Origin of the sequence: Planosporangium thailandense (assembly GCF_011947195.1) — a bacterium.
Lineage (GTDB): Bacteria > Actinomycetota > Actinomycetes > Mycobacteriales > Micromonosporaceae > Planosporangium > Planosporangium thailandense.
Genome location: NZ_JAATVY010000017.1, coordinates 66,109 through 78,727 on the forward strand (window position 1 = coordinate 66,109; position 12,619 = coordinate 78,727).

12 protein-coding genes, 1 pseudogene and 1 riboswitch are annotated in these 12,619 nt (G+C 72.4%); of the genes and pseudogenes, 7 read left to right on the top strand and 6 right to left on the bottom strand.

All coding sequences use genetic code 11. The annotated features are described in order from the left end of the window. Nucleotides 1-26 precede the first annotated feature (26 nt). The 5 genes and pseudogenes from HC031_RS34850 to HC031_RS21485 all read right to left on the bottom strand — a co-directional run bounded on the left by HC031_RS34850 (nucleotide 27) and on the right by HC031_RS21485 (nucleotide 4,971). The gene (locus HC031_RS34850) at nucleotides 27-716 is read right to left on the bottom strand and encodes a Tn3 family transposase (RefSeq protein WP_420813661.1); all 690 of its coding nucleotides are present in this window, start codon (nucleotides 714-716) and stop codon (nucleotides 27-29) included. A 265-nt stretch (nucleotides 717-981) separates the two neighbouring features. Then, nucleotides 982-1,485 (bottom strand): annotated as a pseudogene (locus HC031_RS34855) (DUF4158 domain-containing protein); the annotation flags it as partial. A gap of 144 nt (nucleotides 1,486-1,629) precedes the next feature. Then, nucleotides 1,630-2,025, bottom strand: a complete 396-nt coding sequence (locus HC031_RS21475) for a DUF779 domain-containing protein (RefSeq protein WP_167927180.1) — start codon at nucleotides 2,023-2,025, stop codon at nucleotides 1,630-1,632. 26 nt (nucleotides 2,026-2,051) lie between these two features. Further along, nucleotides 2,052-3,575, bottom strand: a complete 1,524-nt coding sequence (gene adh / locus HC031_RS21480; protein WP_167927181.1) for an aldehyde dehydrogenase — start codon at nucleotides 3,573-3,575, stop codon at nucleotides 2,052-2,054. 64 nt (nucleotides 3,576-3,639) lie between these two features. Beyond that, nucleotides 3,640-4,971: a helix-turn-helix domain-containing protein gene (locus HC031_RS21485; RefSeq protein WP_167927182.1), complete on the bottom strand. Its 1,332-nt coding sequence runs from the start codon at nucleotides 4,969-4,971 to the stop codon at nucleotides 3,640-3,642. A gap of 553 nt (nucleotides 4,972-5,524) precedes the next feature. Between HC031_RS21485 and HC031_RS21490 the strand changes: the two genes are divergently transcribed. From HC031_RS21490 to HC031_RS21515, 6 genes are read left to right on the top strand one after another with little or no spacing between them, the layout of a single operon-like run. Continuing rightward, nucleotides 5,525-6,586, top strand: coding sequence for an ABC transporter substrate-binding protein (locus tag HC031_RS21490; protein WP_167927183.1), 1,062 nt, complete (start codon nucleotides 5,525-5,527; stop codon nucleotides 6,584-6,586). Nucleotides 6,587-6,589: 3 nt separating this feature from the next. Further along, the gene (locus tag HC031_RS21495; protein ID WP_240942785.1) at nucleotides 6,590-7,435 is read left to right on the top strand and encodes an ABC transporter permease; all 846 of its coding nucleotides are present in this window, start codon (nucleotides 6,590-6,592) and stop codon (nucleotides 7,433-7,435) included. Next, a complete protein-coding gene (locus HC031_RS21500; RefSeq protein WP_167927184.1) occupies nucleotides 7,411-8,157 on the top strand; it encodes an ABC transporter ATP-binding protein in 747 nt (248 codons plus the stop codon). Before HC031_RS21495 ends, HC031_RS21500 begins: the two co-directional genes overlap by 25 nt. Beyond that, nucleotides 8,154-9,512: an LLM class flavin-dependent oxidoreductase gene (locus HC031_RS21505; protein WP_167927185.1), complete on the top strand. Its 1,359-nt coding sequence runs from the start codon at nucleotides 8,154-8,156 to the stop codon at nucleotides 9,510-9,512. The genes HC031_RS21500 and HC031_RS21505 overlap by 4 nt, the downstream gene beginning before the upstream one ends. A gap of 45 nt (nucleotides 9,513-9,557) precedes the next feature. Further along, nucleotides 9,558-10,097 (top strand): flavin reductase family protein, encoded by a 540-nt coding sequence (locus HC031_RS21510; RefSeq protein ID WP_167927186.1) that lies wholly within the window; start codon nucleotides 9,558-9,560, stop codon nucleotides 10,095-10,097. Further along, nucleotides 10,094-10,669, top strand: coding sequence for an NADPH-dependent FMN reductase (locus tag HC031_RS21515; RefSeq protein ID WP_167927187.1), 576 nt, complete (start codon nucleotides 10,094-10,096; stop codon nucleotides 10,667-10,669). The genes HC031_RS21510 and HC031_RS21515 overlap by 4 nt, the downstream gene beginning before the upstream one ends. 46 nt (nucleotides 10,670-10,715) lie before the next feature. On the opposite strand, the gene HC031_RS21520 is transcribed toward HC031_RS21515, so the two are convergent. Further along, entirely contained in the window at nucleotides 10,716-11,927 is a 1,212-nt protein-coding gene (locus HC031_RS21520; protein ID WP_167927249.1) for an aminotransferase class V-fold PLP-dependent enzyme, read from the bottom strand. Nucleotides 11,928-12,013: 86 nt separating this feature from the next. Then, a riboswitch (SAM riboswitch) is annotated at nucleotides 12,014-12,131 on the bottom strand. A 128-nt stretch (nucleotides 12,132-12,259) separates the two neighbouring features. Here HC031_RS21520 and HC031_RS21525 point away from each other — a divergent pair. Next, entirely contained in the window at nucleotides 12,260-12,619 is a 360-nt protein-coding gene (locus tag HC031_RS21525; RefSeq protein ID WP_167927188.1) for an adenylosuccinate synthetase, read from the top strand.

Below are 12,619 nucleotides of genomic sequence, written 5' to 3' on the forward strand. Positions count from 1 at the left end.
GGGCCGGGCGTCGGGTGACGGTCAGGTCATGTTTCGGCCCGGTACGGATCGCGCAGCGGACGCAGGCCGCCGGGCATCTCGGGGAGTAGAAACGAGTACCGGCCGAGCATGTTGACGTGGTGGCGCACGAACGGGGAGAGGCGGGCGATGTCCTGCTCGCGGACATCGAAGCCCTCGGCGCGGAGTTGGACCACGGCAGCGTCCATGTAGCGGGTGTTGAACAGCACCAGAGCGTTGAGGACCAGGCCGAGCGCGCCGATCTGGTCCTCCATGCCTTCCTGGTAGTGCTGGTAGAGCTGTCCGGCGCGGCCGTGGAAGATCTTCCGGGCGAGCGCGTGGCGGCCCTCCTGCAGGTTGGCCTGGGACTTGATCTGGCGCCGGTAGGACGGCTCGTCGGCCAGGCGCAGGATGTGCAGGGTCTTGGCGATCCGGCCGTAGTGCGCGATGGCGTCGCCCAGCACGGTCGGGCGGCCGTCCCGGGAGAGCATGCGGATCACGTCGTAGGCCCGCACGGCGCCGGTGTGGATCGAGCCGATGATCCGCAGCACGTCCTCCCAGTTCCGCTCGATGCGCTCCAGGTCGATCCGCCCGCGGGCCGCGTCCTGGAAGGGGCCGTAGTCGGCGGTGCGGTCGATGCGCCACATCTTCTGGTCGGGCAGGTCCGCCAGCTGCGGCGCGAAGGTGAACCCGGCCAGGGTGAGCATGCCGAACACGATGTCGCGCCAGCCTCCGCGGCGGGACCCCGGACACGTCTAGCTCGCCCATGCCCAGCCCGGCGATCTCCTGAGCCCGCTCCAGCGCCCACTTCATCTGCGGCCCCGACACCCGCACCGGCCCGCGCCGCAGCCGGTCCAGCTCCGACACCCGCGCCCCGGACGGCACCGCCAGCAGCTCGTCCAGCACCGCCCGCTGACCGGCGCTCAGCAACCCGTGCAGGGCCTCCCACAGCCGCTGGTTCGCCGCCTCCCGCACCGACGCCACCAACCGGGCGAACCGGCTCACCCCTGGCAGCAGCACCCGCCGCTCGCACAGCCACCCCACCGCCGCGTCGAACAATGCCTTCGGCCCGTCCCCGGTCGTCCAGGCCCGCGCGTCCAGCCACCCCACCAGCTCGTCCCGGACCTCGGCGAAGTCCCGCCAGCCACCGTCCTGCTGGATTTCCCCGGCGTGCGAGCGGGCCGTCCCGTCGCGCTCGCCGTACTCCGCCAGCACCGCGGCGTCCCCGATTCCCAGCTGCTCGGCCAGGTACTCCGACACCTCCGCCGGCACCTGCCGAGGGTCCGGCATGAACCGGCCCAGGAACCGCACCGTCGTCAGCTGCACCGCGAAGCCCAGCCGGTTGTGCGCCCGCCGCTTCGCCTGCACCTTCTCCCGGTCCGCGTCGTCCAGGAAGAAGAATCGCTCCAGCTCCATCTGCGTGGGCGCCCCGTAGAACGCCCCGTACCGGGCTGCCTGCTCATCCGTCAGAAACTCGACCGCCACCACGGGCCTCCGAAGATCGAAAACATCGACCCGCGAAGGTTCGGGCCCGTGATCAGCCCAGGTCAACGGCCTCCCGAGACCGGTCCGCCCTTAGCGCACGATCTGGCATGGATGTTCCTCAACCCCCTCATCCGGCCGGCGGCGCCGTCATCCGGCCGGCGCGTCCGGCAGCGCGGCGGACTCCTCCTCCGTCAGCAGCCGGGACCGGATCAGGAAGCGGAAGCCCTCCGGCGCCTCCAGCGAGAAGCCGCTCCCCCGGCCGGCAACCAGGTCGACGGTCAGATGGGTGTGCCGCCACAGCTCGTACTGGCTGGCCGACATCCAGAACGGCACCGGGCGGTCGACCCCGTCCACGCGCAGCCGCGCGAGCAACACGTCCGACGCGCCGGTCCGGAACTCGCCGTCCGGATAGCACATCGGCGAGCTGCCGTCGCAGCAGCCGCCGGACTGGTGGAACATCAGCGGACCGTGCGCGCGGTAGAGCCAGCGCACCATTTCGGCGGCGGCCGGGGTGATGTCCACCCGCGAAACCTCGTCCGGCATGGCACTTCTCCTTCGACCGGCACTGCCTAGAAGAAGCCGAGCTTCCTGGGCGAGTAGCTCACCAGCAGGTTCTTGGTCTGCTGGTAGTGCTCGAGCATCATGCGGTGATTCTCGCGGCCGATCCCCGACTGCTTGTACCCGCCGAACGCGGCGTGCGCCGGGTAGGCGTGGTAGCAGTTGGTCCACACGCGACCAGCCTGGATGGCCCGCCCCGCGCGGTAGGCGGTGTTGACGTCGCGGGTCCAGACGCCGGCGCCCAGACCGTACAGGGTGTCGTTGGCAATCTTGATCGCGTCGGCGAAGTCGGTGAACGACGTGACCGACACGACCGGGCCGAAGATCTCCTCCTGGAAGATCCGCATGTGGTTGCCGCCCTCGAAGATGGTCGGCTGCACGTAGTACCCGCCCGCCAGCTCGCCGCCCAGGTCGGCCCGGCGCCCGCCGGTCAGCACCTTCGCACCTTCGGCAACCCCGATGTCGAGGTAGGAGAGGATCTTCTCCAGCTGGTCGTTGGACGCCTGCGCGCCGACCATCGTGTCGGTGTCGAGCGGGTGACCCTGGACCACCTTGTTCGTACGATCGACGGCCGCCTCCAGGAAGGTCTGGTAGTGATCCTGCTGGATCAGCGCGCGGGACGGGCAGGTGCACACCTCACCCTGGTTGAGGGCGAACATGGTGAAGCCCTCGAGGGCCTTGTCGTAGAAGTCGTCGTCGTGGGCGGAGACGTCGGCGAAGAAGATGTTCGGGCTCTTGCCGCCCAGTTCGAGGGTGACCGGCTTGATGTTCTCGCTGGCGTACTGCATGATCAGCCGCCCGGTGGTGGTCTCGCCGGTGAAGGCGACCTTCGCGACGCGGGGGCTGGACGCGAGCGGCTTGCCGGCCTCGACGCCGAACCCGTTGACGATGTTGACCACGCCCGGCGGGAGGAGGTCGGCGACCAGGCTCATCCAGAAGTGGATCGAGGCGGGTGTCTGCTCGGCCGGCTTGAGCACCACGGCGTTACCCGCAGCCAGCGCGGGCGCCAACTTCCAGGTCGCCATCAGGATCGGGAAGTTCCACGGAATGATCTGCCCGACGACCCCGAGCGGCTCGTGGAAGTGGTACGCGACGGTATCGTCATCGATCTCCGACAGTGCGCCCTCATGCGCCCGGATCACGCCCGCGAAGTACCGGAAGTGGTCGATCGCCAGCGGGATGTCGGCGGCCAGGGTCTCCCGGATCGGCTTGCCGTTCTCCCAGGTCTCGGCGACGGCAAGCTCCTCGAGGTGCTCCTGCATCCGGTCGGCGATCCGGTTGAGGATGTTCGCCCGCTCGGCGGCCGGCGTACGGCCCCAGGCCGGTGCCGCGCCGTGCGCGGCGTCGAGCGCCCGCTCGACGTCCTCTGCCGTGCCCCGGGCGACCTCGGTGAAGGTCTGACCGGTCACCGGGGTCGGGTTCTCGAAGTACTGCCCCCGCTGCGGCTTGACGTACTCGCCGCCGATCCAGTGGTCGTAGCGGGGCTCGTAGGCCATCGTCGCGCCGTCTGTTCCCGGCGCCGCGTATCGGGCCATTGGTGCTACCTCCCGGACGGGTTGCGGCCCCACCCGCGCGGTGGGGCGGCTGTACGCCCGGACGCTAGCGACGGCGACGTTGCAACGACGTTGCGTGCAGGTGACCGGGTCCGCCGAGGAGTCCGTAGTCGACCATGAGGTCGCGCACCCGCGCGGACGCCAGGGCGCGGCGGGGCGACCCGGCGGGCAGCCGGTCGGCCAGGGCCTCCCACACCACCAGGTCGTCACTGCCGGACGGCGTACGCGCCCACGCGTCCAGGATGGACACGTCCCCGGCGGCGAGCACGCTGGCGCGCAGCTCGTGCTCCAGGCGGGAACGGACCGCGGCGACGCCGGGCGCTTGGGAACCCGGCAGGAGCGGACCACGGTAGGCCGCCAGCGCCTCGCGGAGCGCGCCCGCCGCCAACAGCCTGCTGACGGTGCCGAAGTCGGTGTCGACGGCCACCCGCAGCCGGTACGGTCGGGACCCGAGGACGTGCGGCCCGAGGATGGCGCGCAGCCGCGACAGTTCGGCGCGCAGCGTCACCGGATTCAGCTCGTCGCCGTACAGTTCGAGGCCCAACTGGTCGCCCGTGAGGCCGTCGGGGTGGCAGGCCAGCAGCGCGACGATCTCGCTGTGCCGGCGGGAGAGCACCAACCGCCGCCCGTTCCCGGTGACGGTCGCCTCGTCACGCCCGAGCGCCGTGAGGTTGACGGCCGGCCCGGCGGCGGGCGGGTACTGGGCGAGGTACGTCTCGGCCAGCCGCGCCGCCGCCCGGACCAGCGCGAGGCTGTGGGGGTTTGCGACCTGGTCGCCGCCGGTGATGTCGACCGCGCCGAGCAGCCGACCGGTCGCCGGGTCGTGGATCGGCGCGGCCGAGCAGGTCCACGCCTGCGCGGCCCGGCTGAAGTGTTCGCTGGCGAAGATCTGGACGGCGTGGTCGACCGCCAGCGCGGTTCCGGGCGCGTTCGTGCCGATATGCGGCTCGTCCCACCAGGCGCCGGCGACGAAGTTCATCATCTCCGCGCGGCGCAGGGCGCCCAGGTGTCCCTCCACCCACAGCAGTCGGCCGGCCGCGTCGCTGACCGCCATGATCTGGTCACCGGCGGCGTAGGCGCCGCCGAGCACCTCCCGCAGCACGGGCACGACCGCCGACAGCGGGTGCGCCGCCCGGTACTCCTCCAGATCCGCGTCCGTCAGGTCGACCGGGGCCCCGACGGTGTCCGGGTCCACCCCCGCCCGGGCCGAGCGCCGCCAGGACTCGGTGACGACGCCGCGGACCGGCCCGCCCACCGCGCCGGACCGCACGAACGCCTCGTGGGCGCGCCGCACCACCCCGACGCGTTCCGCCGGGTCGACGCCCGCCTGCAGCGCCAGCCAGGGATTGGTCGAGGCCGGCGGCACCGCACCTGCCATACGTGGCAGCATGCCCGCGGCCACCCGGCCACGCAAGAGCGCTGGGGAGACGAGGATCGATCGCCCGCACGGCGTAGTGGACCGGCCGGGGAGACCGGCGAACCGGCCGGGGAGATCACGGCCGACCATTAACCCATTAAGCCTATAGGAATAATAGGTGACAGAGCCCACACGGCTCTACCTCAGGCCCGATGACGCGGCTAGATTGATGACATGCATCGAAGCCAGCGCCTCATTCAGCGCCGCTTCGTCGACTACCAGCGGGTGTGCAGCAGCGCCTGTTGACGCAGAGCGGATCCTGGGCCTCCACCGCCCGACCGCCCGCGGGACACGTCGACGATCGCCGATCAGCCGACCCTGACCCGCAACCGCAGACACGGCTCGAGCCGGTGTCTCCACACTCTCCTCCACCACCGACCACTGCGCGGCGACAGTTCACTGCGCGGCGGTGAACAGTCGCCGGCCCCGCCACCGCCGTGACCGTCGGTCCGTGGTTCCTCCACGCCGGGATCGCGCACCCGCGCGCCCCGACTCGACGCGACAGGAGACAGTCGTGCCCTTACCGCTTCACTCCACCCCGGTACTCACTCGAAGAACATTCCTCGGCGCCCTGACCGGCACCGCTGTCGCCGCCGGGCTCGGCGGCTGCAGCCGGGACGAACCGACCACCCGCCTCGCGGCCGCCGCTCCCCTGCCCACCGGGGTCGACGCGAACACCGCGTTGTCCATCTCCATCCACATCAGCCAGAAGCAGCTCGAAGGCGCCGGCCTGCTCGACAAGTTGCCGTTCCGGGTCAAAGACTGGCCGAACCTCAGCGCCGGTCCCGACATCATCCAGGGGTTCCGGGCCCACTCCATCGACCTGTCGAGCAACGCCGGCGTGCCACCCATCCAGGCCCGCGCCATCAACTACGACGCGAAGATCGTCGCGGTGCAGACGGTGCCGACGCCCACGTACACGTTCGCCACGGCACCCGGTTCGTCGATCTCCTCGCTGTCCGACCTGAAGGGCAAGAAGATCGCCTTCTCCCAGGGGCAGGCGCAGGGCGTCGTGGTGCTGCGCACGCTCGCCGAACTCGGCCTGAAAAACCATGACGTGACGCTCGTACCCCTCACCAGCAACCAGTTCTTCACCGCGCTGCAGAGCCGGCAGGTCGACGCCGCACCGCTGTGGGAACCGAACCTCACCAAGTACCTCAACCAGTTCGCCGGCGACGGCGCGCGCGCGATCGCCATGCACGCGGTGGACTACCTGACCATCCTCTGGTCACCGGTCGAGGTGCTGCGCGACCCGGCCAAGGCTGCGGCGGTACGGGCGTTCATCCCGTTCTGGGTGCGGGGCACCGTGTGGGCCTGGGAGAACCGGGCCGCCTGGACCGACCTGTACTTCGTCAAGGACCAGCAGCTCAGCCCGGCCGACGCGCAGCGGGCAGCCGCGAGCACGCCTCGGCCGACCGACCCGCGCAGCTGGGACAAGGCCATCGCCTGGGAGCAGGAGACCGCCGACCTGCTCGCCGCGGGCGGCTTCATCCCCAAAGTGAAGGCGGCCGACCTGTTCGACCGTCGCTTTGAGACGGTGGCCGCCGACGCCGCCCCCGCGAGCTACCGGGAGTAGGCCATGGCCACGGTACAGATGATCGCGCCGCCGACGTTACGCCGGACGCCCGCCACCGCCGCGCCGGGCCGGCGCCGCCGCCTGGGCCTCGGCCGGCCGATCCCGTACGGCCGGGTGCTCGGCCCGGTCGTGCTCCTCGCCGCGTGGTCCGCCGCGTCCGCCGCCGGCCTGCTGGATCCCCGCGTACTGCCGGCGCCATGGACGGTCGTGGGCACCGTCCGCCGCCTCATCGAGGCCGGCACGCTGCAGGACAGCCTCCTCGTGTCGCTGCGCCGCGCCGCGCTCGGCTTCGCGATCGGCGCGGTGGTGGGCGTCGCGCTGGCGCTCGTCGCCGGGCTGAGCCGCCTCGGTGAGGCGGTCGTCGACGGCTGGATGCAGGTACAGCGCGCGGTGCCGACGCTCGGCCTGATTCCGCTGATGATCCTCTGGCTCGGCATCGGCGAGGCGTTCAAGGTCGTCATCATCGCCCTCGTCGTCGCCATCACGCTCTACATCCAGACGCACGCCGGGCTGACCTCGATCGACAACCGGTACGTCGAACTGGCCGAGACCATCGGTCTGAACCGGCTGCGCTTCATCCGCGCGGTGGTGCTGCCCGGCGCGCTGCCCGGGCTCTTCATCGGCCTGCGCCTCGCCGTCACCTCCTCCTGGATCTCGCTGGTCGTCCTCGAACAGATCAATGCCACCAGCGGCATCGGCTACCTCATGTTCCAGGCCCAGAACTACGCCCAGACCGACGTGATCGTCGTCGGCCTCATCATCTACGGCCTGTTCGGCTTCCTGTCCGACGCGGCCCTGCGCCTCGCCGAGAGGAGGGTCCTGTCGTGGCGACGGACACTGAGCGGCTGACGGAGGCGGCGGTACGGGTCTCCGGCCTGGTGCGGCGCTTCGGGGAGCGCCCCGGCCGCACGGTCCTCGACCATCTCGACCTGTCCATCGCGCCGGGCGAGTTCGTGGCGCTGCTGGGCCGCAGCGGCTCCGGCAAGAGCACCCTGCTGCGCGCCCTCGCGGGGCTGGACTACGACGTGGCCGGCTCCGGCTCGATCGAGGTCCCCGGCCGGGTCTCGGTGGTGTTCCAGGACTCCCGGCTGCTTCCCTGGCGGCGCGTACTCGACAACGTGCTGCTCGGCCTCGACGGCCGCGAGGTCGTCGCGGGCGGCCGGGCCGCGCTGGCCGAGGTCGGGCTGGCCGGGCGGGAACGGGCCTGGCCGGTCGAGCTGTCCGGCGGCGAGCAGCAGCGGGCCGCGCTGGCCCGTTCCCTGGTCCGCGAGCCCGAACTGCTGCTCGCCGACGAGCCCTTCGGCGCGCTCGACGCGCTCACCCGCATCCGCATGCACGGCCTGCTCCGCGAGCTGTGCCGGCGGCACGGGCCGGCCGTGCTGCTGGTGACCCACGACGTCGACGAGGCGATCGTCCTCGCCGACCGGGTGCTGGTCCTCGACGCCGGGCGCATCGCGGTCGACCAGCCGATCCACCTGCCGCAGCCGAGGTCCCACCGGGACCCGCGCTTCCTGGAGTACCGATTCCAACTCTTGACCGCCCTCGGGGTGGAGGAGGAGACCGCCGCATGACCCGGAGACTGCACCTCAACGCGTTCCTGATGGAGACCGGCCACCACGAGGCCGCCTGGCGACTGCCGGAGAGCGACCCGTACGCCGCCACCAGCGTCACGCATTTCCAGCACCTCGCCCGCGTCGCCGAGCGCGGGAAGCTGGACTCGCTGTTCCTCGCCGACTCCCCCGTGCTGTGGCACGGGCGGATCGGCCGGCGGCCCGCGGCCACCCTCGAGCCGACCGTACTGCTCACCGCGCTCGCCGGCGTCACCGAGCACATCGGACTGATCGCGACCGCGTCGACGACGTACAACGAGCCGTACAACCTGGCCCGCCGGTTCGCCTCCCTCGACCACATCAGCGGCGGCCGGGCCGGCTGGAACATCGTCACCACCGCCGGCCTGGACGCCGCGCGCAACTTCAACCTCAACGAGCTGCCCGCGCACCGGGAGCGGTACGCGCGCGCCGCGGAGTTCCTGGACGTGGCGATCAAGCTGTGGGACAGCTGGGACGACGACGCGATCGTCGCCGACAAGGAGGCCGGCGTGTGGGGCGACGACGCGCGCGTCCACCCCGCCGCGCATGCCGGCGAGTTCTACCGGGTCGCCGGCGCGCTCGACGTGTCCCGCTCACCGCAGGGCCGGCCGCTGCTGGTACAGGCCGGGTCCAGCGAGGACGGTAAGGAGTTCGCCGCCCGCTACGCCGAGGCGGTGTTCACCGCCCACCAGACCCTCGCCGACGCGCAGGCGTTCTACGCCGACCTCAAGGCTCGTACCGCGGCCGCCGGCCGGGACCCCGACACCATCAAGATCCTGCCCGGCATCGTGCCGGCGATCGGCTCAAGCGAGGCCGAGGCGCTGGCCCTGGAAGCGGAGCTGGACCGGCTGATCCGACCCGAGTACGCCATGCGCCAGCTCGCCGAGACGCTGCGGCTGTCGCCCGACGACCTCGACCTGGACCGCGAGCTGCCCGCCGACCTGCCGGACGAGGACGAGATCGAGGGCGCCAAGAGCCGGTACACGCTGATCGTGACCCTCGCCCGACGGGAGCGGCTCACCGTCCGCCAGCTCATCGGCCGCCTCGGCGGCGGGCGCGGACACCGCACGTTCGCCGGCACGCCGGAGCAGGTGGCCGACGCGATCGAGCAGTGGTTCCGCTCGGGCGCGGCCGACGGCTTCAACATCATGCCGCCGGTGCTGCCGCGCGGCCTGGAGGACTTCGTCGACCACGTGGTGCCGATCCTGCAGCGGCGCGGACTGTTCCGCACCGAGTACTCCGGTCGCACGCTGCGCGAACACTACGGGCTCGCGCGCCCGGCCAGCCGGTACGCGACCGTCGCCCACGCCCCGGTCCTGGCGGGAGCGGACAGATGACCGTTCCGCGCCGGCCGCGCCGACCCTGAGCCCAGGAGAGTGCCGATGACCCTGGCGATCCAACCCGACCTGTTCCGCTCTCTGCTGCGCCGCCACGCCGCCGGTGTCGTCGTGATCACCACGACGGGAGACACCCCTGTCGGCTTCACCGCGACGTCGTTCACGTCGGTGTCGCTGCAACCGCCGCTGGTCTCGTTCTGCCTGCACCGCGGGTCGTCCAGCTGGCCGGCGGTGTCGGTCGCCGACCACGTCGCCGTCCATGTCCTCACCGACGGCCAGGAGCAGGTGGCCCGCACCTTCGCCGCCAGCGGCATCGACCGGTTCGCCGCGCCGACCCGGTGGCGCACCGGCCAGCACGGCCTGCCGGTCCTCGACGGGGCGCTGGCCGTACTGGTCTGCCGCGTCGTGGAGCGGATCGAGGCCGGTGACCACGCGATCGTGCTCGCCGAGCCGGTCGACGGCGAGCACCTCACCGACGACAGCGCGCCGCTGCTGTACCACATGGGCCGCTACCTGACCGCGCTGCCCGCCGCGGGCCGCCCCGGACCCGCCACCCGCCCCGTTTCCGGAAAGGACCGTCCATGAGCACACCGACCGTCGAGGTCGTCGAGCTGATCGGCAACCCGCGCGCGGGCTCCCGTACCCGCGCGTTCGCCGACGCCGTCACCGCCGAGCTGACGGGCCGCCTCGCGCGGGCCGGCAGCCCGTCGGGCCGACCCAGGGTGCTGGAGCTGGCCGAGATCGCCGCGGTCACGTTCGGGCCCCGACCTGCCCGGGCCGTCGCCCCGCTGGACGACCCGTTCGCGCCGGTACGCGAGGCCCGACTGCTGGTCGTCGCGACGCCCACGTACAAGGGTTCGTACACCGGCTTGTTGAAGGTCTTCCTGGACCAGTTCGGGCCGGGCGACCTGGCCGGCGCGGTGGCGGTGCCGGTCGCGGTGGCCGCGTCCCCCGCCCACCTGGCGGCGGTGACGACGGCCCTGCGTGACCTGCTGGTCGAGCTGGGTGCTGACGTGCCGGCCCATCCGCCGGCCGTACTGGAGTCGCGGCTCACCGCGCCCACCGAGGTGGCCGCCGAGTGGGCCGCCTGGCACGCCGGTGAGGTCACCGACCTGCTGCTGGGCCGCGAGACGGTACGCGCCACAGCCGCGATCTGACGGAGGTCGGGCCGCGCCGAAGATGCGCCGGCACGGCCCGACGTCCCTACGACACCGCCAGGTCGCGCAGCCCTGCGAGCAGCCGGTCGATGTGCTCGGCGGTGCTGCCGATGCCGATGCTCGCGCGTACCGCCCCGCCGGTCAGCGGCCGGCCCAGCCGGGCCGAGGCCTCGTCGAGCAGCCGGCGGGTCAGCGGGTGCGCGCAGAACAGGCCGTCGCGCACGCCGATGCCGTACCTGCGGGCGAGATGGGTCGAGACGTCGGCGGCGGCCACGTCGGCGACGGCGAAGCTGACGATGCCGACCCGGTCGTGGTCGGCGGCGAAGGTCCGCAGCTCGGCGACGTGCGGCAGGCTGGCCAGCCCCGCGCGCAGCCGCGCCAGCAGCGCGTTCTCGTGCGCCGCGAGGGCGTCGCGGTCGGCGGCGGCGAGGTCCGCGCAGACCGCGGCGAGCGCGACCGCTCCCAGCAGGTTCGGGGTGCCGGCCTCGTGCCGGGCCGGCCCGACGTGCCAGTCCACGTCATTCGTGGCGTCCCCGACACGTGCGGTCGCCCCGCCGCCGGCCAGGTACGGCGGCGCGGCGTCGAGCCAGTCGGCCCGCCCCACGAGCACCCCGGCGCCGAACGGGGCGTACAGCTTGTGCCCGGACAGCGCCAGGTAGTCCACACCCGACTCGGCGAGCGACACCGGCCGGTGCGGGGCGAGCTGCGCGGCATCCACCGCGATCCGGGCACCGAACCGGTGCGCCAGCGCGGCCAGCTCCGCGACCGGCCACACCTCGCCGGTCACGTTCGACGCCCCGGTGACCGTCACCAGGACCGGCCCGTCGAGCTGGCCGAGGGCCGCGGCCAGCGCCCGGATGGCGGCGCCCGGCGAGTCCGGTACCGGCAGCCGGACCGCGCGCGGCCAGGGCAGCAGGTTGGCGTGGTGCTCGCCGGCCCAGCCGACCACGGTGGTGCCGGCCGGCAGGCAACCGGCCAGCAGGTTCAGCGCGTCGGTGGTGTTGCGGGTGAATACCACGTGGTCGTCCGCGCGGGCGCCGACGAAGTCGGCGATGGTCTGGCGGGCCCGCTCGTAGGCCAGGGTGCAGCGCTGGGAGGCCGCGCCGGCGCCCCGGTGCACGCTGGCGTACCACGGCAGCAGCTCGTTGACCGCGCCCGCCGCCGACGCCAGGCACGGCGCGGTCGCGGCGTAGTCGAGGTTGACGTGGTCGACGGTACGGCCGTCGGCGAGCGTGACCGGCAACGCGTCGCCCAGCACGACCGGGACGGTCCGCGCTCCGTGTACGTCGGGGCATGCGTATGTGACAGTCACCGTGGAATCCCTCCGGTAGGGACCCCGCAGGGGGTCCGCGCTTGCCCGGGCGCGGACGCGCGCGGGCCTGGTCCTCACCCGGGGCACCCCACCGCGAACTACGAGGGTTGCCGGCCAGCAAGCCGGGGCTTGACGCTGGCGCTCGTGACCTGTGAAGTGATCTTACAACGTACGGGCGGCGGCACCGCGTACCCGGGGCATATGTGGGTAGCGTGACGTTCGTCGCGGCCCCGGTACGCTCCCGGGCCGGCGCGACCCGCACCATGAGGAGTGGCCTCATGCCGATCTTCTCGCCGGAAGCGCTCGATGACGTCGTCGACGCCCGCCACCACGAGCGGATGCGCGAATCGCTGCGCCCGCTGTTGACCCCGGAACTGATCTCCGAACACGCGCGGCAACCGTTCGGGCAGCACAGCGACGCACTGCAGCGGGTTCTCAACTACCTCGGGCGCTTCCCCGTCCCGGGCAAGCTGATCTGCGAGTACGGCGGCGACGAGAACTGGTTCGTCTGCCGGCTGGTCGACGACGCAGGCCTGCGCGCCGCGCGCGTGGCGGGCCCCTTCCCCACCGAGGCGGCGGCGATCGACGCGGTCTTCCGCCAGCGCCTGCACGAGATCTTCGGAGTGGCGACCGGTTGA

Excerpts from the sequence above, each read along its gene's own strand:
- HC031_RS21475 (WP_167927180.1), bottom strand. The coding sequence starts at position 2,025 with ATGCCGGACGAGGTTTCGCGGGTGGACATCACCCCGGCCGCCGCCGAA.
- adh (WP_167927181.1), bottom strand. The coding sequence starts at position 3,575 with ATGGCCCGATACGCGGCGCCGGGAACAGACGGCGCGACGATGGCCTAC.
- HC031_RS21485 (WP_167927182.1), bottom strand. The coding sequence starts at position 4,971 with ATGGCAGGTGCGGTGCCGCCGGCCTCGACCAATCCCTGGCTGGCGCTG.
- HC031_RS21495 (WP_240942785.1), top strand. The coding sequence starts at position 6,590 with ATGGCCACGGTACAGATGATCGCGCCGCCGACGTTACGCCGGACGCCC.
- HC031_RS21505 (WP_167927185.1), top strand. The coding sequence starts at position 8,154 with ATGACCCGGAGACTGCACCTCAACGCGTTCCTGATGGAGACCGGCCAC.
- HC031_RS21510 (WP_167927186.1), top strand. The coding sequence starts at position 9,558 with ATGACCCTGGCGATCCAACCCGACCTGTTCCGCTCTCTGCTGCGCCGC.
- HC031_RS21515 (WP_167927187.1), top strand. The coding sequence starts at position 10,094 with ATGAGCACACCGACCGTCGAGGTCGTCGAGCTGATCGGCAACCCGCGC.
- HC031_RS21525 (WP_167927188.1), top strand. The coding sequence starts at position 12,260 with ATGCCGATCTTCTCGCCGGAAGCGCTCGATGACGTCGTCGACGCCCGC.